Raw genomic sequence first — 18,231 nt, 5'->3', positions numbered from 1 at the left:
GCGTGACAGCACAAAGAAACCGGACGTCGCGCCCGGGATCGCCCCGGTGACCGCCGCTCCCGGCCCGCGGGATGGTCAAGGGGGCCTATCCCGGGCCACGGTGGGGCGTTAAGGTAACTGCGTGTGTCGAGCGATAGGGACCGGCCAGTAAGCGACGAGGCGCCCGCCGAGGAGGCCGCGCCCGTCACCGGCGACGGCGCGCCGGACCCGCTGGACGAGGTGCGCGCCGCGCTCGCCGGCCTCGCCGACCGCGTCGCCCGCGACCACGAGCGCGCCGCGCACCGCGAGGCGATCATCGACCGGCTGCACGAGGAGAACCAGCGGCTGCGCCGCGGCGAGCTCGCCGCGATGCTGGAGCCCGTCCGCGCCATGCTGCTGCGCGTCCACGACCGCGCCCGCCAGGCCGCCCCGCACTCCGCCGACGACGACGGCGCCGCCCTGCTGAACGCGCTCGCCGACGACGTCGTGGACGCCCTCGCCCGCATCGGCGTCACCCGCTTCGACGTCGAGCCCGGCGCGCCCTACGACGCCGCCCGCCACCGGCCCGTCGCGACCGAGCCCGTCCCGCCCGACCGCGCCGGCAGCGTCGTCGCGGTGCGCGCCGACGGCTTCGAGCAGGGCGGCCGCGTCGTCCGCAAGGCCGAGGTCTGCGTCGGCAAGGCCGCCCCGGAGGACGCGGACCCCGGCGGGGACGGGGATGCGAGCGGTCACACCGCGCCGGAACGGCTGCGCGGAGGCGGGCCGGGCGAGAACATGAAGACCGGCACCCGGTACCGATAGGTGAATAGAGGACATGGCTGTCTACGGGATCGACCTGGGAACCACCTACTCGTGCATCGCCTCCATCGACGACGTGGGGCGGCCTGCGGTCCTGCGCAACCTGGAGGGCACCGACACCACCCCCTCGGTGGTGTACTTCGAGAGCGGCGACAACGTCGTGGTGGGCGCGACGGCCAAGGACACCGCCGTCCTGGAGCCCGACAACGCGGTGAGCCTGATCAAGCGCGACATGGGGCGCGACGTCGGCCGGTCCATCCACGGCATCGACTTCAAGCCCGAGGAGCTGTCGGCGTTCATCCTGCTGAAGCTCGCCACCGACGCGCGGACCGTCACCGGCGAGGACGCCCGCGACGTCGTCATCACGGTGCCGGCCTACTTCGGCGCGGCCGAGCGCGACGCGACCCGCAAGGCGGGCCGCATCGCCGGGCTGAACGTCATCGACATCGTGTCCGAGCCGATCGCCGCCGCGATCACCTACGGGGTGCTGAACCCCGACGCCGACCGCACCATCCTGGTCTACGACCTCGGCGGCGGCACCTTCGACACCACCGTCATCGCGCTGCGCGGCGGCCACATCGAGGTGGTGTGCACCGACGGCGACCACGAGCTCGGCGGCGCCGACTGGGACGACCGGCTGGTCGCCCACCTCGCCGAGGCGTTCCGCGCCGAGCACCCCGACGCGGGCGACCCCCTCGACGACAAGCAGACCGAGCAGCAGCTCCGCCGCGACGCCGAGGACGCCAAGAAGGCCCTCACCACCCGCACCTCCCACACCGTCCGCGTCATGCACGGCGGCCGCGTCGCCGCCGTCGAGGTCACCCGGGAGCGGCTGGAGGAGCTGACCCGCGACCTGGTCGACCGGACCATCGAGATCACCGGCCGGACCCTCGCCACCGCCGCCGACAAGGGCGTGCACGACTACGACGACCTGGTGCTGGTGGGCGGGTCCACCAAGATGCCGGTGGTGGCGTCGCGGCTGGAGACCGAGCTCGGCCTGTCGCCGCGCCTGCAGGACCCCGACCTCGCCGTCGCCAAGGGCGCCGCGCTGTACGCGTTCGAGGAGACCTACCGGCGGCTGGTCCGCGAGGGCCGCGCCGAGCAGGCCGAGGAGATGGCCGGCAAGGCGGGCCTGTCCACCGAGCAGCAGCGGCAGATCGCCGGCCGGCAGATCAAGACGGTCGCCTCGCACGCGTTCGGGATCGTGGTCGTGGAACGCGAGTCGGGCGCCGAGAGCGTCGCGCACCTGGTGCACGCCAACGACGAGCTGCCCGCCGCGCACACCGAGGAGTTCTTCACCGTCTACGACGACCAGACCTCCGCCGACATCCGGGTGATGGAGCAGGCCGGCAGCGTGGAGTCCGCCGAGCTGATCGACAACACCGAGATCGCCACCGGCGACATCCGCGTCCCGCCGGGCAAGAAGGCCGGCTGGCCGATCGGCGTGACGTTCGCGCTCGACGCCTCGGGCCTGCTGAACGTCACGGCGGTCGAGAAGGAGACCGGCGAGCGGCTCGACCTGAAGATCGACGTCGGGGGCATGTCGGAGGAGGAGGTCGAGCAGTCCCGCAAGGCACTGTCCCGCGTCCAGGTGAGCTGATGCGTCCATGAACTTCGACGATGACTACCGGCGCGTCGTCCTGGAGCCCGCGCGGGCCGCGGGCGACGCGCCGCCGGAGGACCTGCGCGTCCGGTACGCGCTGCCCGACCCGCTGACGCCCGCCGGGGTCGCGGCGGCGGTGAAGCAGGTGCGGCAGTGCTGGCGGCGGGCCCGCGGGCAGCTGAAGTACCGGCGGCTGGTCGACCGGCTGGAGGCCGAGCACCGCGAGCTGGCCCCGCTGTTCGCCGCCGCCGAGCGCGGCGACCTGTCCGGGCTCGCCGAGCGGCTGCGCGGCGGCGAGGAGCGCGGGCGGCGGCGCCGGACGCAGGCGCGGGCGCGCCTGGCGGACGCGGCCGGGACGCTGCACCTGGTGACGCCCGCCGAGCTGGAGGGCATCGCGCGGGACGCGGGCGTCGCGGCGGGCGAGCTCGCCGCGCTCGCCCGCGAGGACCGCATCGAGGTGCGGGTGCCGGACGCGCTGCCCGCCGCCGCGCCGTACGCGGCGTTCCGCAACGTGCGGGCGTCGCTGGACGTCCTCGGGCACCGGCATCTGGCGGCGTTCGTGTTCGGGCCGCGCCTCGCCGGCCCGATGCGGGTGCTGGACGGGTTCGCCGCGCCCGGCGTCGTCCTGGACCGGGCGGCGGTGGAGGAGGCGGCGGCCGGATGGGCGCGGCGGAGCCGCGACACCAGCACCACGCACGCCGGGACGGTCCTCGCTGCGCTGCGCGCGGGCGACCCGGCCGAGCTGGTCCGCTACGACCTGGTCGAGCGGCTCCGCGAGCGGCTCGCGCAGCGCGCGTCGGAGCGGGCGCTGCTGCGGTACGCGATGGAGGACCTCGGCGTCGAGCCGGGCGACGCGCGGCGCCTGGTGTTCGCGGTGCTGCGCGAGACGGCGCCCGGCGGCGGTCTGGAGGGGCGGCTGCGGGCGCTGCTGGACGGCGGCGAGGTGCACGCCGCCGCCGAGCTGGCGAACGCCTCCCAGGACGGCGGCGAGCTGCCCGAGGGCGCGGCGGTGCTGGCCGCCGAGGCGCGGCAGCGCGTCGCGACGGCCGTGCGGCTGCGCGAGGCGGCCGCCGCCGAGGACGACCCCGACCGCGCGTGGCGGCTCCTCGCCGACGCGCTCCGCCTGGTCCGCGACCTGCCCGGCGCCGCCGAGCACCAGCGGCGCCTCGCCCCGCACCCGGTGCCCGAGCTGCGCGCCGACATCGACGGCGCGGCCGTCCGCCTGTCCTGGGACGCCTCGCCGTCCACGGCGGGCGAGGTGCTGTACCACGTGGTGCGGCGCCTCGGCCGCCCGCCGCGCAACGCCGCCGACGGCGACCCGCTGCCCGGCCCGCGCGACGACCGGCCGCCCGCCAACCGGCCCCTGTTCTACGCGGTCGTCGCGGTGCGCGGCGAGGCCGCGTCGCCGCCGACGGTCACCGGCCCCGTCGTGGTGCGGCCCGAGCCCGCCGACGTGCGGCTGTCGGCGGGCGACGGCGGCGTGACGGGACGCTGGCGGTGCCCGCCGGACGCCGCGCGCGTGCAGGTGGTGCGCGGCGGCCGCCGCGTCCCGGCGACCCGCGACGGGTTCACCGACCGCGTCCCGAACGGCGTCACCTACCACTACCGGGTCTGCGCGGTGTACCTGGACGAGGCGGGCGAGGAGGTCGCCACGCCCGGCGTGCGGGTGTCGGTGACGCCGAGCGCCCCGCCCGACCCGGTGTTCGAGCTGTCCGCCGAACCCGACCCCGACGATCCGGGCCTGCTGCTGGTGCGGTTCGCGCCGCCCGCGCACGGCGACGTCGAGCTGGTGCTGACCGAGCAGCCGCCGCCGTGGCCGCGCAGCGCCCTCGTCCCGATCGAGGAGGTGTGGCGGCACGCGCGGCGGCTCACCGCGACGCCGTCCCCGGCGGGCCTCGCGGTGCGGCCGGGGGCGGGCGGCTGGCTGCTCGCCGTCAGCGTCGCCGAGGGCACCGCCGCGATCGGCGCCTACCACCGGCACGTGAACCTGCCGGCGCCGCGGCGGCTCCTCGCCGAGCGGCGCGGCGGGAGGGTCCACGTCGGGTTCGACTGGCCCGAGGGCGTCGCCGAGGTCGAGCTGACGTGGCGGGTCGGCGCGGGCCGCATCGCGACCGGCCACATGGAGAGCATGCTCGGCACCGCTCTCGGGGCGGGCGGCCCCGAGCGGCGCCTGGTCACCCGCGCCCACTACGACACCCAGGGCGGGGTGAACCTGCCGGTGCCCGAGGACGAGGCCGTGGAGGTCGCGGTCGCCTCCAGCGGCCTGCTCGGCGGGTCGCGGGTGACGGGCCCGGCCGTCACCGCCCGCGTCGGGTCGCGGACGGTCGTGCACTACGACGTGGCGCGCGGCGGCCCGCCGTGGAAGCGGTCGCTGACGATCCGGCTCACCGCCGGGCAGCCGGTGCGGGTCGCCAGGCTCGACCTGGTGGTGCGGGCCGGGCGCGTCATGCCGCACCAGCTCGGCGACGGCGACACGCTCTGCTCGTGGGAGCAGGTGAGCGTGCCCGGCGAGCTGTCGGTGGAGCTGCCGTCGCTGTCCGGCCCCTACTGGCTGCGCTGCTTCGCCGACGACGACGTCGTCGAGCTGAGCGATCCCCCCGTCCGCCGCCTCCAGGTCACCAGATGAGGAACCCCGTGCCCCCCTTGCCCCGGCCCCCCTCGTCCCGGCAGGGCGTCACCTGCCCCTACTGCTTCGCCGTCGTGTCCGCGCAGCGGATCCCCTACCGGTGCCGGGGGCAGGCGGGCCGCCGGTCGGGCTGCGCCCCGGTGCTGGACAAGGAGCTCGCCGAGTACACCGGTTCGACGGCGGGCGCGTCGCTGCCACCCGTGTTCGAGGCGCCGGGCGGGCGCGCGCGCGCCGAATGCCCGGCCTGCCGGCAGATCACCGGCAGCCGTGTCTGCCCCGAATGCCACAACCCGCTGCCGTCGGCCTACTGTGACTCCCCCGGCCGCATCGTCGCGCTGGTCGGCGCCAAGAACGCCGGAAAGTCGACCTACATCGCGGTGCTGCTGCACGAGCTGATGAACCGGGTCGGCACCGAGTTGGACGCCTCCCTCGTCGCCTGCGACGACCGGACGATCGAGCGCTACAAGCGCGACTTCGCCCGGCCGCTGCTGGAGGAGAAGCGGCTGCTGCCGACGACGGCGTCGGCGGCGACGTCGCCGCGCGAGCCGCTCGTCTACCTGCTGACGCGCACGCTGCCGCCGCGCACCCGGTTCTCGCGCCCGCGCAGCGAGTCGATCTGCCTGGTGCTGTTCGACACCGCGGGCGAGGACCTGCGCAGCCGCGAGGTCCGCGACCTGCACCTGCGGTACCTGGAGGCGGCCGACGCCGTCATCTTCCTGGTCGACCCGCTGGAGCTGCCCGCCGCGCGCCCGGCGGTCGCCGGGGCGCTCCCCGAGGCGGCGGGCGAGGACCCCGACAGCGAGCCCATCAACATCATCGCCCGCGTCACCGAGGCGCTGCGCACCCGCCACGACGCCAAGCCGGGCGAGCGGCTGCGGACGCCCGTCGCGGTCGCCCTCACCAAGATCGACGTGCTGCGGCCGGGGATGCTGCGCCAGTCGGCGCTGCACCGCTCGCGCGCCGGGTCGGGCGTCCTGGACCTCGACGACCGGGAGGCCGTCAACGAGCAGGTCCGGTCGCTGCTGCACGAGTGGCAGGCCGGGCAGCTCGACACCTTCCTCGGCCAGCAGTACGCCGACTACGCGCTGTTCGGCCTGTCGGCGCTCGGCGGGATCCCCGAAGGCGGGCGCGTCGGCGCGGGCGGCGTCCGGCCCTACCGCACCGAGGATCCGCTGCTCTGGCTGCTGCACCGGTTCGGGATGCTCGCCGGGGCCCGTCCCCAGGGGTCGTGACGGCGTGGCCTGGCAGCTGCACTACACCTCCGCGCGGCGCGGCCCGACGGGCCGGGCCGGGTTCCAGTTCGTCGCCGAGACGCCCGGCCTGCCCGACGGCGTCCGCGCCGCGGTGACGCCGCACCTGGCCTACCGGCCGCCGCCGGAGGCGCCGCTGTCGCCGGGCGACGGCGAGCTCGGCGCGTTCCCCGTCGCGCTGCTGTACGACAGCGTGGACGGCCGCCCGCTGCTGCTGCGCTGCCGCTACCTCGGGCAGGACTACTCGGGCCGCTACGGCAACTTCTTCGCGCACGCGGTCGTCGCCGAACCCGACGAGCTGGAGGGCCTCCGCCCGGCCGAGCTGTGGAACGCCCCGCTGTGGGACGACGGCCCCGCCGACGACGCCGAGCTGCCCGACCTGGCCGACCTGACCCCCGGCGACGCGTTCGCGCCCGACACGCTCGCCGCGTGGCTGACCGACGGGAACGGCCACCCGCTGCTCGCCCGGGTGGTGGACGCGGTCGCCGGGGTCCTCGGGCGCGGCCACGGCCGGGTCGTGCTGATCGCCGGCGACGTCGAGCTGATCGCCCGCTGGATCGCGGTCGTGTCGTACTCGCTGCCGGTCGCCGCCGCCGCGCGGCTGTCGTTCGTCACCTACAGCGCCGACCCCGAGGCCGCCGGGCAGCGCCTCGTCGGCACCACTCCCGACGTGTGGGCGTCGGCGCAGCACCACGGGTCGACGGCGTTCGTCCTCGGCGCCCCGGCCCCGCCGGGCGAGCCGTCCCGGTTCGCCGCGACGGTCGCGGCGTGCTGGCAGGACGCCGACTTCGCGGGCCTGGACGCGCTCGGCGAGCTGGCGCTGCTGGACTCCGGCGACGCCGGTCCCGGCCCCGCCGAGCTGGACCGCGCCGCCGGGCTGCTCGCGCTCTGCCGCGGCGACACCGGCGTCCGTCCCGCCGAGGAGGACGAGGCGGCCGGGCTGCTCGCCCGGCACGGCACCGCGATCCCCGAATGGGTGTGGCGCGACCTCGTGCCGGGCGTCCCGTCGATGGGGTTCGACCTGGCGCTCGCCGTCCACGACCGGGCCCGCGACGCGGGCGCGCCCGAGGTCGCCGAGCAGTGCGCGCTGCGCGCGACCGCGCTCGCGCTGTCGTCGCCCGCGCTGCGCGCCCGGCTGCCGAAGCTGGACCTGCCGCCGACCGCCCGCGAGGAGCTGGCGTCCTCGGTGTCGGAGGCGCTGGCGGCGGCGGCCGACCTCACCGAGGTCGCGCACGTCGCCGCGACGGCGCGGCCCGCGCTCGGCGAGGTGACCGCCGCCGCGCACGCCCGCGCGCGGGCCGGCGCCGCCGACCTGCCCGCCGCCCTCGACGCCTGCCCGGCGGCCGCGCGCGAGGCGCTGCTCGGCGGCGCCCTCGACGGCCTGGAGGCCGCCGGCGACGCGGTCCGCGCCGCCGTCCTGGACGACGGCGCCTGCGACCTGCTGTACGGGGAGCGGGAGCGGCTCGCCGCGCTGCCCGCCGTCGCCCGGCACGTCCTCGCCGCCGTCGGCGCGCGCAGCCCCGGGCGGCGCGTCGCGGTCACCGGGGAGCTGCTGGCGCTGGACGGCGCGTCCGCCGCCGACCTCGACCCGGCGCTCAGCCGCGTGTGGGCCGAGCCGCCGGACGCCGAGGAGTGCCTCGCGCTGATCGAGGCGCAGGCGGCGGCGATGACCGGCCACCCGGCGCTCGCCGTGCTGCCGTCCCGGACGTTCACCCGCCTCGCCACGCCCGCCGGGGCCGCGCTCGACGCCCCGCAGACGCTGCGGCTCGCCGCCCGCGTCCGCGCCGAGCTGCCCGGCGGCGGCGCCGAGCGCGACGCCGCGCTCGTCCAGGCGTACTGCGACGCGGCGGGCGCGTCCACCGCGTCCGAGGCGGCCTCGGCGGTGCGGGCGCTGGACGGGGCGAACCGGCTCGCCGCCGAGGCGTTCGCGGGCGCCGCCGGCCGCCTCGGCCGCCGCGCGCCCGCGTTCCGCGCCGAGCTGCTCGCCGCGCTGCCCGAGGGGCCGCGCGCCCGGCTCGGGGAGGTCTGGTCGGCGGAGCTGCCCGGCCGGGCGCGCGGCGCCGACACCGCCCGCCGCAACGAGCTGATCGAGGTGGTGCTGCGGCTCCGGCTCGCCGGGGCCCGCGACGCGGGCCTGGAGGCGTGGGCGCGCGCCGCCGCGGCCCGCTGGGCCGCCGGGCGCCGCCTGGACGCGCACTTCGCGGGCGAGCGGGAGCTGCGGACCGCGCTGCGGGACCTGCTCGCCGAGGGCAAGGGGAGGTGACCTGATGCAGGTGCTCGCGTTCGTGCTGCTGTCCGTGCTCTGGATCGTCCTCTGGCTCGTGTCGCCGGTGCTGCTCGCCGCCACCCTGGCCGTCGCCGTCCTCGCCGCCGGCGCCCTGTACTACCGGTACGCCTTCCGGGCGCTGACGTCGTCGGCGCTGGACGGCCCCTCCCCCGTCGCGGTCCCCGAGACCGCCTACCGGCACTACCTGATCGAGCAGGTGTGGCGGGACTGGTGGGCGATCAACGTCGCGGTGGTGCCGCAGGTGGCGGCGACGGCGCGGCTGCTCGTGCGGGGCCTCACCCGGCGGCTGCTGCCGATGCCGTGGGGGCTGCTGGCGTTCCCGGTGTGGCTCGCGCTCTGCGCGGGCATCGTCGCCGCGGCCGTCCCGGCGGCGGTGATCGGGCTGGTGCTGACCGTCCTGTACGGGCTCGTCGCGGCGGTCGGGCTCGCGGCCTGGCTCGCGTGCGCGCTCGTCCTCGCCGCCGTCGAGCGCGTCCTCATGGCCTACGGGCGCATCCTGCAGACCTGCCCGCACCCGTTCTGCTACGAGAAGATCGCGCTGCCCGAGTACGCGTGCCCGAACTGCGGCACCCGCCACCGGCGGCTCGTGCCGAACACCGGCGGCGCGTTCCGGCACGTGTGCCGGTGCGGGACGCGGCTGCCGACGACGGTCCCGCTCGGCCGGTTCCGGCTGTCGGCGTTCTGCCCGCACTGCGGCGGGAAGCTGCCCGACCGCATCGGCCGCGTCCGCGTCGAGCCGCTGGCGTTCGTCGGCGGCCCCTCGGCCGGCAAGACGACGTTCATGGTGATGGGCATCCGCGCGCTGCACGCCCGCGCCCGCGGCGCCGACGGCCGCGTCGCGTTCGTCGAGCCCAAGCACGCGCAGGCGTACGCGGGCGCGATCCGCGAGTTCCAGCGCGGCGGGCGGCTCGCCAAGACCGGGCCGGGGCTGCCGCTCGCGACGATGCTGGACGTGGACCTGCCGGGCCGGTCCCGGCGCATCCTGTACCTGTTCGACCCGGCGGGCGAGCACTACACCGGCGCCGGGGAGGTCGGGTCGCTGCGCTACCTCGACCACGGCGAGGCGCTGCTGTTCGTGGTGGACCCGTTCGCGCTGCCGCAGGTCGAGCGGTCCCTGACGGCCGAGGAGGCCCTCGCCGTCGACCAGCTCGCGGCGGCGTCCGCCGAGGACCCCGCCGACACGCTCCAGCGGGTGCTGAACGAGCTGCGGTCGCGGCCCGACAAGGGGCGGCAGAAGCGCGTCGCGGTCGTGGTGACCAAGACCGACCTGCTGGTCCGCACCGAGATCGGCCGCACCCTGGACGACGACCCGGACCTGCGGTCCTGGCTCGGCCGCGTCGGGCTCGGCAACACCGTCCGCACCCTGGACCAGGTCGCGGGCCAGGTCCGCTACTTCGGGTCGGGGCCGCAGACGCCGCCCGCCGACATCGCCGACCTGCTCGGCTGGGTGTCGGGCCTCGGCGGCGAGGAGGGCGGCGCGCCCGCCGATGTGGAGCGCGAGGAGGTGCCGGGGACGGCGCCGCTCCGCGCGGCGTGGCCGGTGCGCGGCCGCGGCGAGGGCCGCGTCCCGGCCGGCTACCAGGCGGGCCGCTGGGCCGTCCTCGCCGGCCTGTCCCTGGTGACGGCCGCCGCCGTCGTCGCCGCCCTCGTCCTCGCTCTGCGCTACCTGTAGCCGGTCAGGGCGCCGTCATGGCGTCGGTCCAGAGGCGGGCGCCCTCGCGGCGGTCCAGGCGGCGCAGGAACGACAGGACGCCGGCGGCGCCGGTGCCCCAGGTGAAGGACGGGGTGTCCAGGTCGTTGCCGGGCAGGACGGGACGCCGCGGGGTGCCGCCGCTGCGCACCAGCATCAGCTCGACGACCTCCTCGGCGCCGCGCCACCAGGTGTCGTCGCCGGTGGCGAGCGCGAGGTCGACCAGCGCCTCGCCCATCCCGGCGAGGCCGCAGCACTGCGACGCCACCCAGGCGCGGGGCGCGACCGCGATGCAGCCGTGCCCGATCCGGACGGCGAGGTCGAGCAGACCGTCGTCGCCGTAGACGTCGGCGGCGCGCAGCAGCGTGGCGGTGACTCCCGAGACGCCCTGGCACCAGGACGCGCCCATGGGTTTGGCGCCGTCGCCGCGCAGCGCGTCCGCGAGCGCGGTGACGTCGGGGAGCATCGCGTCCAGGTGGATGCGGGCGGCGTCGAGCGCGGCGGTGTCGCCGGTCGCCTGGTGGTGGGCGAGCAGGAAGTCGGCGATGCCCGCGTCGCCGTGGGCGTAGGCGGCGTCCACGGCGACGCCCGCGTCCGGCGGGAGCGGCGCGGGCGGCTCGGGCGCCTCGGCGTGCTCGCCCGCCGCGAGCCGGCGGGCGCACTCGGCGGCGACCGCCAGGTGCGCGTCCGCGCCCCCGGGGTCGAGGCGGGCGAGGGCGAGGTGCCCGGTACCGATGCCGGCGAGGCCGTGGGCCTGGTCGGCGCGCTCGGCGCCGGTGAGGCGGACGGGGCCGGGCGCCGCGACCCCGGCGGCGGCGAGGAACAGCGCGGTGCCGGTGCGGCCGAAGTACAGGGCGGGCGGCAGGACGGTCGGCGGCGTCGCCCCGACCGTCCAGCGGGCGAGGTCGCCGGCGAGGGCGCGGGTCCCGGCGTGGTGCAGCAGTTCCATGCCGACGCCCGCGCTGCCGCCGTAGACGTTGGTGACGGGCGGGCTCGCGCGCCGGTCGGCCGGCTCCTCCATGAGTCCCTCGGCGAAGCGGGCGCACTCGGCGGCGGTGTGGTCGAGGACCGCCGACAGCAGGTCGCGGGTCAGCCGGGGCGTGACGGCGAGGGGTCGGGTGTTGGTGCGGTGCGCGGCGCCGTGCCGGCCGGCCCGGATCTCGGCGGCGGCCGCCGTCCGGGCGGCGGGGTCGGGGCCGAGCAGGGCGGGCAGCAGGCCGACGACGCCGGTGCGGACGCCGGGGAAGCGGCGGGCGAGCACCTGGAGGGTGCGCTCGGCGGCGCGCTCCGGATCGGGGTCGATCATGACGGGGTTCATGCCGGTCGCGGCGAAGAACAGCGTCGCGCCGAGCGAGAAGTGGTCGTCGGCGGGGACGGAGGGGCGGCCGGTGCGCTGGTCGGGGACGCTGTAGCCGCGGCTGTAGCCGGGGAGCTGGAGGTCCTCGTGGCGGCTGGTGCCGAAGTCGATGAGGGTGCAGGCGCCGTCGTCGCCGAGCACGACGTTCTTCGGCGACAGGTCGCGGACCACCACGCCGCGCGCGTGCACGGCGTCGAGGACGGCGAGGAGCCGGGACGCCAGCTCCCCGAGGTCGCGGCCGGGCCGCCCGTCGGCGTAGGCGCCGTCCTCGATGACGGCCCGGTTGAGGTCGCGGCTGCCGGCGTCGGTCATCACCAGGTACTCGTCGTCGCCGTGGCGGAAGTGGTCCACCGCGCGCGGGACGCCCGCGACGCCGCGCAGCGCCGTCAGCACGCGCAGCTCGTTGCGCAGGTACAGGCGCAGGTCGTGGCCGTCCGCGCGCTCGCCGACGTAGGCGCGCGACTCCTTGACGATCACGGCGCGGCCGTCCGGCGCCGCGGCCCGGTAGACGCTGCCGCGCGGGCCGCGCATGACGCCGGAGGTGACGCGGTAGCGGCCGCCGAGCAGGCGCTCGGCCCGCTCGCCCGGCTCCGCGGGAGCAGGCGCGGCGTCCGCGGCGGGCCGCGGGCGGAAGGGGTCGGACGTCCAGGGCGGGCAGGTGAACTCGGCGCCGGCGGCGCCGGGCAGCCCCTCCCCGTCCGGGCCGACGACGACGAGCTCGAAGTCGCCGTTGTCGTCCACCCGGAACTGCGGCAGGAACGGCGCGTACCGGTAGTAGACGGGCGCGTCGGGGCGGACGCGGCGGTCGCTCGCGACGCGCGGTCCGGCCAGGCCCGCGAGCGCCTCGGCGAGGGCGTGCCCGAGGGCGACGGCGCGGTCCTCCGCCGGGTAGGCGGTGAGGGCCTTGCCGACGGCGCCGGGGTCCTTGTCGCCGGAGTTCAGCTCGCGCAGCACCTCGGGCGAGCGGGCCACCTTGAAGTCGCAGCCCTCGGCGAGCAGCACCGGCAGCGCCCGCGCGACGGTTTCGGCCAGGGTGCCCGGACGGGCCGAGACGTGCAGTTTCCAGCCCTGCGCGGGCATCGCGAATTCGGGATTGCGAAGGCTGATCCAGACCTCGTCGGCCCGATATTCCCGACCGTTCAGGTCGGCAAATGAAGCGAGCAGTCCGCCCACTTCTCCGGCCGCCTCGGCCGCCATTGTTTCCAATGCGTTGCCCTTCGCTGTGCGTATCGGGACGACCCCGGAGGACGATTCCGGAAAAGGAGGGCGGCGCGCCGGGCGCGCGGCCGGGCGCCGGCCGCCGGGGACACGGCACGAGACCCCGGCGGCCGGCTCCCCCGCGAGGGGGCTAGACGATCGAGGGGCAGCAGGGGTAGCTGCTGCACACGGTCCGCTTGCAGGTGTTCACGCACGCCTGCGGGCCGTGCAGGAGCTCGGCGAGCTCCGCCTCGAAGTCGACGGCCAGGTCCTCGGGGTCGAGCACGCCGGCGTCGCGGGGCTCCATGGTCAGCACGGACAAGGGGGGCTCCTTTCGCCTGCCGCCGGTGGGCGGCCGGTAGGGGGTCTGCCCGGCGGGGCGCGCCGCGTGGTCCGCGCCGTCCCCGCCCCGCGATGCCACCCGGGATGATCATCACGGTCGGACGAGCGCATTATGAGCAGACCGCACAAGGGCTGTCCATGACCGAGCAGTGACGCGCCCGGCACGTTCCGGTCATGATCACCTCGGCGAACTGCGGGCATTTACAGCGGATGAGAACCGACATACATTGACCCTCGTGATCATGAAATTCCGCGTCCCATTCCCGAATGCGCTTTAGGCGGCGCCGCGCGGTCCCGCCCGCGCCCGCGCCCGACCGCTCGGGCCTCGCGGCCGCCTACTGGGAGAGCCACGACGCCGAGCTGCTGGCGGTCCGGCCGGCGACGATGCTGCGGCGGCTGCCCGGCCTCGTCCGGTCGGCGGTCGCGCTCGCCTGGGCGGCGAGCCGCCGCGACACCGCCGCCGCGCTCGGCGGCGGCCTCGCCGCCGGGCTGTTCACCGCCTGGGCGCTGCTCGCCACCTCCGACGCGCTGGCCTCGCTGTTCGCGCAGGGCCCGACGCCCGGCCGGGTGCGCGCCGCGCTGCCCGGCCTCGCGCTCGTGGCGGTCGCGACGGCGCTCCGCGGGCTGCTGCTCGGCGTCGCCGGGTGGGCGCGGGCGCGGCTGAAGCCGCAGGTGGAGCTGCTCGCCGAGCGGCGGCTGTTCGAGCTCACCACGCGGGTGGAGCTCACCGCCTTCGACGACCACGGGTTCAACAACGCGATGCTGCGCGCCCGCGACAGCGGCGTGCCCGACAGCGCCACCGTCGTGGAGACGACCGTCACCGCCGCGACCGCGGCCGTCGGGGTGCTCGCCCCGGCGGTGGCGCTCGGCCTGCTGCAACCGCTGCTCATGCCGCTGCTGCTGGTCACCGCCGTCCCGGCGGCGTGGGCGGCGGTGCGCTCGGCGCGGCTCGCCTACGAGGCCCACCACCGGCTGTCGTCGGCGCGGCGCCGCAAGTTCATGCTGTCGGACCTGATGGCCGAGCGGGCGCCGGCCGCCGAGGTCCGCTCGTTCGGGCTGCGCGCCTTCCTGCTCGGCGAGCACGACCGGGTCGCCGGCCTGGAGCGGCGGACGCAGCTGCGGGTGGCGCGGCGGCAGGCCGCCGCCAAGGGCGCCGGCGACGCCCTCACCGGCGCCGCGACCCTGCTGGTCTACCTCGCGCTCGGCGGCCTGCTGTCGGCCGGGGTCGTCCCGCTCGGCGTCGCGGGCGCGGCCGTGCTGGCGGTCCGCGCCGGGCAGTCCTCGCTCACCGCCCTCGTCGTCGCGGTGAACCGGCTGTACGAGGCGGGCCTGTACTTCGCCGACTACCTGGCGTTCCTCGACCTCGGCGCGGCGCGCACCGAGGCGCCGCGCCCGCCCGCGCCGCGCGCGGGGTTCCGGCGGCTCGCCGCCGACGGCGTCGCCTTCGCCTACCCCGGCGCGGACCGGCGGGCCCTGGACGGGGTGAGCGTGCACGCCGAGCGCGGCGAGGTGATCGCGCTGGTCGGCGAGAACGGCTCGGGCAAGACCACCCTCGCCAAGCTGCTGGCCGGCCTGTACCGGCCCGACGCCGGCACGGTGACCTGGGACGGCGCCGACCTCGCCCGCTTCGACGGCGAGACGGTACGGCGCCGCGTCTCGGTGATCGCCCAGGACCACACCCGGTGGCCGCTCACCGTCCGGGAGAACATCGTCATGGGCGCCGGCGCCGACGAGGAGCGGCTCGCCGAGGCCGCGGCGGCGGCGGGCGCCGACCAGGTGCTGGCCGGGCTCGCGGACGGCTACGACGCGCTGCTGGACCGCCGCTTCGAGGGCGGCCACGACCTGTCGGGCGGCCAGTGGCAGCGCATCGCGGCGGCGCGCGGCTTCTACCGGGACGCCGCGCTGGTCATCTTCGACGAGCCCACCTCGGCGCTCGACGCCCGCGCCGAGCACGCCCTGTTCGAGCGGATCCGCGCGCACGCGGCGGGCCGCACCGTCGTGCTCATCACCCACCGGCTGGCCAGCGTCCGCTTCGCCGACCGCATCTACGTGCTGGACGGCGGCCGCGTCGTCGAGCAGGGCACCCACGAGGGGCTGATGGACCGCGGCGGCCTGTACGCCGACCTGTACGGGCTGCAGGCGGCGGCCTACCGCGTCGCCGGGCAGGAGGTGCCGTGATGGACGCGCTCGCCGCCGGCGGCCCGGCGACGGCGGCGGTGCTCGCCGCCGCCGCGCTCGCCAAGGCCCGGGACGTGCCGGGCTTCGCCGCCGCGATCGGCGGCTACCGGATCGTCCCGGCGCGCTGGACGCGCGCCTGCGCCGCCGCGACGCTCGCCACCGAGGCGGCCGCCGCCGTCCTGCTGGTCCCGCCGGGCACCCGCCGCTGGGGCGCGCTGGCGGCGGCGGGCCTGTTCGCGGTGTTCCTGGCGGCCATGGCGTCGGTGCTGGCGCGCGGCCTGCGGGTGGACTGCGGATGCTTCGGCGGGCGCGCCCTGGTCGGGCCGCTGTCGATCGCGCGGACGGGGCTGCTGCTGGCCCTGGCCGTCGCCGCCGTCGTCGCGGGCCCGGCGCCGCTGCCGGCGGGCACGCTCGCCCTGTCGGCTGGATATCTGCTGGTCATCGGCGCGCTGTCGCTGCCGCCCGGCCGGGGCGGCGAGGCGAGCGGCCCGGGTCCGGGCGGCCGGTTCGTCCTGGCGGGCGGCGCCGCCTCGGACGGCCCGACGCTGTACGCGCTCGTCTCCCCCGGCTGCGGGCTGTGCACGGCGATGCTCCCCGAGTTCGCCGGGGCCGCGTCCCGCCTGCGCGTCGTGGCCGTCTCCGGCGACGACGCCGGCGCCGTCCGCGCCCACCTCGCCGAGCACGGCGCGGCCGGCCTGCCGGTGGTGCACGACCCGGACGTCTACGACGCCAACGGCATCCCGTGGCCGCCGTACGCCGTCGTCACCGACGCCGCCGGGACGGTGCTGGCGGCGGGCGGCGCCGACCGGCCCGAGGCCCTCGCCGCGCTGCTGGAGCGCGCGGCCGTCACGCGCCGGGCAGGAGGCCGACGCCCGCGATGAGGAAGGAGTCCTGGACGACGGCCTCGCCGTCGTCGGGGCGCCACTCGGGGGCGTAGACGACGCCGGGCTCCGTCGGCTCGAAGGCGCCGAACAGCCGGGCGATCTCGGCGGGCGAGCGCAGCTCGATCGACGAGGCGGCGCTCGTGTAGACCGACTTGGCGGTGGCGACCGCGTCCTCGCGGGTCCGGGCGCTCGTCGCGTGGCTGAGGACGAGGGCGCTGCCGGGCGCGAGGCCGCCGGTGAGGCGGCGGACCAGGCCCGCCGGGTCGGCGGCGTCCGGCACGAAGTGCAGCACCGCCAGCATCAGGACCGCGACCGGCTCGGCCGGGTCGATCAGCCGCTGCACCACCGGATCGGCGCGGATCTCCTCCGGCCGGTACAGGTCCCCGTGGACGACCGCGACGCCGGGCGCCTCCGACAGCAGCGCGCGGCCGTGCGCGACGACGACGGGGTCGTGGTCGACGTAGACGGTGCGGGCGTCCGGCGCCACCCGCCGGGCGACCTCGTGCACGTTGGCCCGGGTCGGCAGTCCCGCGCCGACGTCCAGGAACTGGCGGACGCCCCCGGCGGCCAGGGCGCGCACCGCGCGGCCGAGGAACGCCCGGTTCGCGCGGGCGGTGACGGCCGCCTCGGGCGCGGCGGCGAGCAGCGCCTCGGCGGCCTTCCGGTCGACCTCGAAGTTGTCCTTGCCGCCCAGCAGGTAGTCGTAGATGCGCGCGACGTTGGGGACGGTGGCGTCGACGCCGGCGGGCGTCACGCGTCCTCTCCTGCTAGCACGGGCAGCGCGGCGGGCCGCTGCACGATCGCCTGGTCCACCCACGCGACGCCCTCGGGCGCGTCGGCGAGCCGCAGCCCCGGCGTCCGCTCGGCCAGGGCGGAGAACGCCTCCTGCAACTCCATCCGGGCGAGGTTGGCGCCGAGGCAGTAGTGCGGGCCGTGCCCGAACGCCAGGTGCGGCGAGGGCGGCGCGTCCCCGGCGAAGCGGGCCGGGTCGAACTCCGCGGCGTTCGGGAACGCCTCGGGGTCGAGGTTGCCGGCCGGCAGCAGCAGGAACACCGCCTCGCCCGCCTCGACGGTCCCGCCGCTCAGCTCGACGCGCTCGGTCATGCGGCGCAGCAGCCCGATGCCGCCGGGCCCGTCGTAGCGCAGGATCTCCTCGACGGTCGCGGGCACCAGCGCGGGGTCGGCGGCGAGCGCCGCCCAGCGTTCGGGGTGCGACAGGAGCCGCAGGACGCCGCGCGAGATCTGCGCGGCGGTCGTCTCGTGCCCGGCCAGGACCAGCCCGAACACCAGCGCGACGAGCTCGTCCTCGCTGAGGCGGTCGCCCTCGTCGCGGGCCTGCACCAGGACGTCGATGAGGTCGCCGCCCGGGCGCGCGCGGTGCGCGGCGACGAGCTCGCCCGCGTAGGCGGCGAGCTCCAGCGCGGCGGTCACCCGGTCGTCGGCGGAGGCCCCGGCGGTCGACAGGAACAGGCCCGTCCAGTGCCGGAACCGGGCCTGGTCGCCGGGCGGGACGCCGAGCAGCTCGCAGATGACGACGCTCGGCAGCGGGAACGCGAACTCCTCCACCAGGTCGACGGGGCCGGCCTCCGCCCGCAGCCCGTCCGCCAGGCCCGCCGCGATCTCGCGGACGCGGGGGCGCCACCCGGCGATCTGGCGGGGCGTGAAGGTGCCCGACAGGATCCGCCGCAGGCGGGTGTGGTCGGGGGCGTCCATGTTGAGGATCGACGACGGGTCGTCCTCGATGCCGAGCCCGGCGGTGACGCGCGGCGCGCCCGGGTAGCGCAGGTTCCGGCTGGCCGCCGGGTGCGCCATGATCGTCCGGATGTCGGCGTACCGGGCGATGGCGCGGACGCGGTCGCCGCTCGGCAGCGTGATCGGGGCGACCGGGGCGGCGGCGAGCCGCTCGGCGAACGCCGGGGACGGCGGCCCGTACCGGCCCGGCGGCAGCTCGGGCCAGGCGGTCCCGGGGGCGGCGGTCGGGTCGGGCGCGGCGGAGGCGGCTGCGTCGGGCATGGCGTCCTTTCCCGGCGGCGGGCGGGT

12 protein-coding genes are annotated in these 18,231 nt (G+C 77.5%); 8 read left to right on the top strand and 4 right to left on the bottom strand.

The genetic code is table 11. The annotated features are described in order from the left end of the window. Nucleotides 1-123 precede the first annotated feature (123 nt). The 6 genes from K1Y72_RS23970 to K1Y72_RS23945 are packed head-to-tail and all read left to right on the top strand — an operon-like array spanning nucleotide 124 to nucleotide 10,215. On the top strand, nucleotides 124-780 hold the full coding sequence (locus K1Y72_RS23970; protein WP_220168686.1) for a nucleotide exchange factor GrpE: 657 nt from the start codon (nucleotides 124-126) through the stop codon (nucleotides 778-780). A gap of 13 nt (nucleotides 781-793) precedes the next feature. Further along, complete coding sequence (locus K1Y72_RS23965; protein WP_220168685.1) at nucleotides 794-2,377, top strand: Hsp70 family protein; 1,584 nt, start codon at nucleotides 794-796, stop codon at nucleotides 2,375-2,377. 7 nt (nucleotides 2,378-2,384) lie between these two features. After that, complete coding sequence (locus K1Y72_RS23960) at nucleotides 2,385-5,006, top strand: SaeA-related protein (protein ID WP_220168684.1); 2,622 nt, start codon at nucleotides 2,385-2,387, stop codon at nucleotides 5,004-5,006. An 8-nt stretch (nucleotides 5,007-5,014) separates the two neighbouring features. After that, the gene (locus K1Y72_RS23955) at nucleotides 5,015-6,238 is read left to right on the top strand and encodes a TRAFAC clade GTPase domain-containing protein (RefSeq protein ID WP_308287203.1); all 1,224 of its coding nucleotides are present in this window, start codon (nucleotides 5,015-5,017) and stop codon (nucleotides 6,236-6,238) included. 4 nt (nucleotides 6,239-6,242) lie between these two features. Further along, nucleotides 6,243-8,519 carry a GAP1-N2 domain-containing protein gene (locus K1Y72_RS23950; RefSeq protein ID WP_220168682.1) on the top strand — a complete coding sequence of 759 codons (2,277 nt, stop codon included), beginning with the start codon at nucleotides 6,243-6,245 and terminating at the stop codon, nucleotides 8,517-8,519. Nucleotides 8,520-8,523: 4 nt separating this feature from the next. Next, entirely contained in the window at nucleotides 8,524-10,215 is a 1,692-nt protein-coding gene (locus K1Y72_RS23945; RefSeq protein WP_220168681.1) for a TRAFAC clade GTPase domain-containing protein, read from the top strand. Nucleotides 10,216-10,219: 4 nt separating this feature from the next. Here K1Y72_RS23945 and lanL read toward each other — a convergent pair whose 3' ends face one another. After that, nucleotides 10,220-12,787 (bottom strand): class IV lanthionine synthetase LanL, encoded by a 2,568-nt coding sequence (gene lanL, locus K1Y72_RS23940; protein WP_220168680.1) that lies wholly within the window; start codon nucleotides 12,785-12,787, stop codon nucleotides 10,220-10,222. A 151-nt stretch (nucleotides 12,788-12,938) separates the two neighbouring features. Then, the gene (locus K1Y72_RS23935; protein ID WP_220168679.1) at nucleotides 12,939-13,109 is read right to left on the bottom strand and encodes a hypothetical protein; all 171 of its coding nucleotides are present in this window, start codon (nucleotides 13,107-13,109) and stop codon (nucleotides 12,939-12,941) included. A 287-nt stretch (nucleotides 13,110-13,396) separates the two neighbouring features. Between K1Y72_RS23935 and K1Y72_RS23930 the strand changes: the two genes are divergently transcribed. Together K1Y72_RS23930 and K1Y72_RS23925 are read left to right on the top strand one after the other, a co-directional pair. Beyond that, entirely contained in the window at nucleotides 13,397-15,307 is a 1,911-nt protein-coding gene (locus K1Y72_RS23930) for an ABC transporter ATP-binding protein (RefSeq protein ID WP_220168678.1), read from the top strand. Continuing rightward, complete coding sequence (locus K1Y72_RS23925) at nucleotides 15,307-16,188, top strand: MauE/DoxX family redox-associated membrane protein (RefSeq protein ID WP_220168677.1); 882 nt, start codon at nucleotides 15,307-15,309, stop codon at nucleotides 16,186-16,188. The genes K1Y72_RS23930 and K1Y72_RS23925 overlap by 1 nt, the downstream gene beginning before the upstream one ends. Here K1Y72_RS23925 and K1Y72_RS23920 read toward each other — a convergent pair. Both K1Y72_RS23920 and K1Y72_RS23915 read right to left on the bottom strand, forming a co-directional pair. Further along, on the bottom strand, nucleotides 16,154-16,945 hold the full coding sequence (locus K1Y72_RS23920; RefSeq protein WP_220168676.1) for an SAM-dependent methyltransferase: 792 nt from the start codon (nucleotides 16,943-16,945) through the stop codon (nucleotides 16,154-16,156). The two genes, K1Y72_RS23925 and K1Y72_RS23920, sit on opposite strands and share 35 nt — an antisense overlap. Continuing rightward, on the bottom strand, nucleotides 16,942-18,204 hold the full coding sequence (locus K1Y72_RS23915) for a cytochrome P450 (protein WP_220168675.1): 1,263 nt from the start codon (nucleotides 18,202-18,204) through the stop codon (nucleotides 16,942-16,944). The genes K1Y72_RS23920 and K1Y72_RS23915 overlap by 4 nt, the downstream gene beginning before the upstream one ends. Between the last annotated feature and the right edge of the window lie 27 nt (nucleotides 18,205-18,231).

It is taken from the genome of Actinomadura parmotrematis (genome assembly GCF_019458805.1).
Lineage (GTDB): Bacteria > Actinomycetota > Actinomycetes > Streptosporangiales > Streptosporangiaceae > Spirillospora > Spirillospora parmotrematis.
Note: the sequence above shows the minus strand (reverse complement) of the source record. Positions and strands in the feature narration are given on the sequence as shown.

Excerpts from the sequence above, each read along its gene's own strand:
- K1Y72_RS23915 (WP_220168675.1), bottom strand. The coding sequence starts at position 18,204 with ATGCCCGACGCAGCCGCCTCCGCCGCGCCCGACCCGACCGCCGCCCCC.
- K1Y72_RS23960 (WP_220168684.1), top strand. The coding sequence starts at position 2,385 with ATGAACTTCGACGATGACTACCGGCGCGTCGTCCTGGAGCCCGCGCGG.
- K1Y72_RS23930 (WP_220168678.1), top strand. The coding sequence starts at position 13,397 with ATGCGCTTTAGGCGGCGCCGCGCGGTCCCGCCCGCGCCCGCGCCCGAC.
- K1Y72_RS23925 (WP_220168677.1), top strand. The coding sequence starts at position 15,307 with ATGGACGCGCTCGCCGCCGGCGGCCCGGCGACGGCGGCGGTGCTCGCC.
- lanL (WP_220168680.1), bottom strand. The coding sequence starts at position 12,787 with ATGGCGGCCGAGGCGGCCGGAGAAGTGGGCGGACTGCTCGCTTCATTT.
- K1Y72_RS23965 (WP_220168685.1), top strand. The coding sequence starts at position 794 with ATGGCTGTCTACGGGATCGACCTGGGAACCACCTACTCGTGCATCGCC.
- K1Y72_RS23945 (WP_220168681.1), top strand. The coding sequence starts at position 8,524 with ATGCAGGTGCTCGCGTTCGTGCTGCTGTCCGTGCTCTGGATCGTCCTC.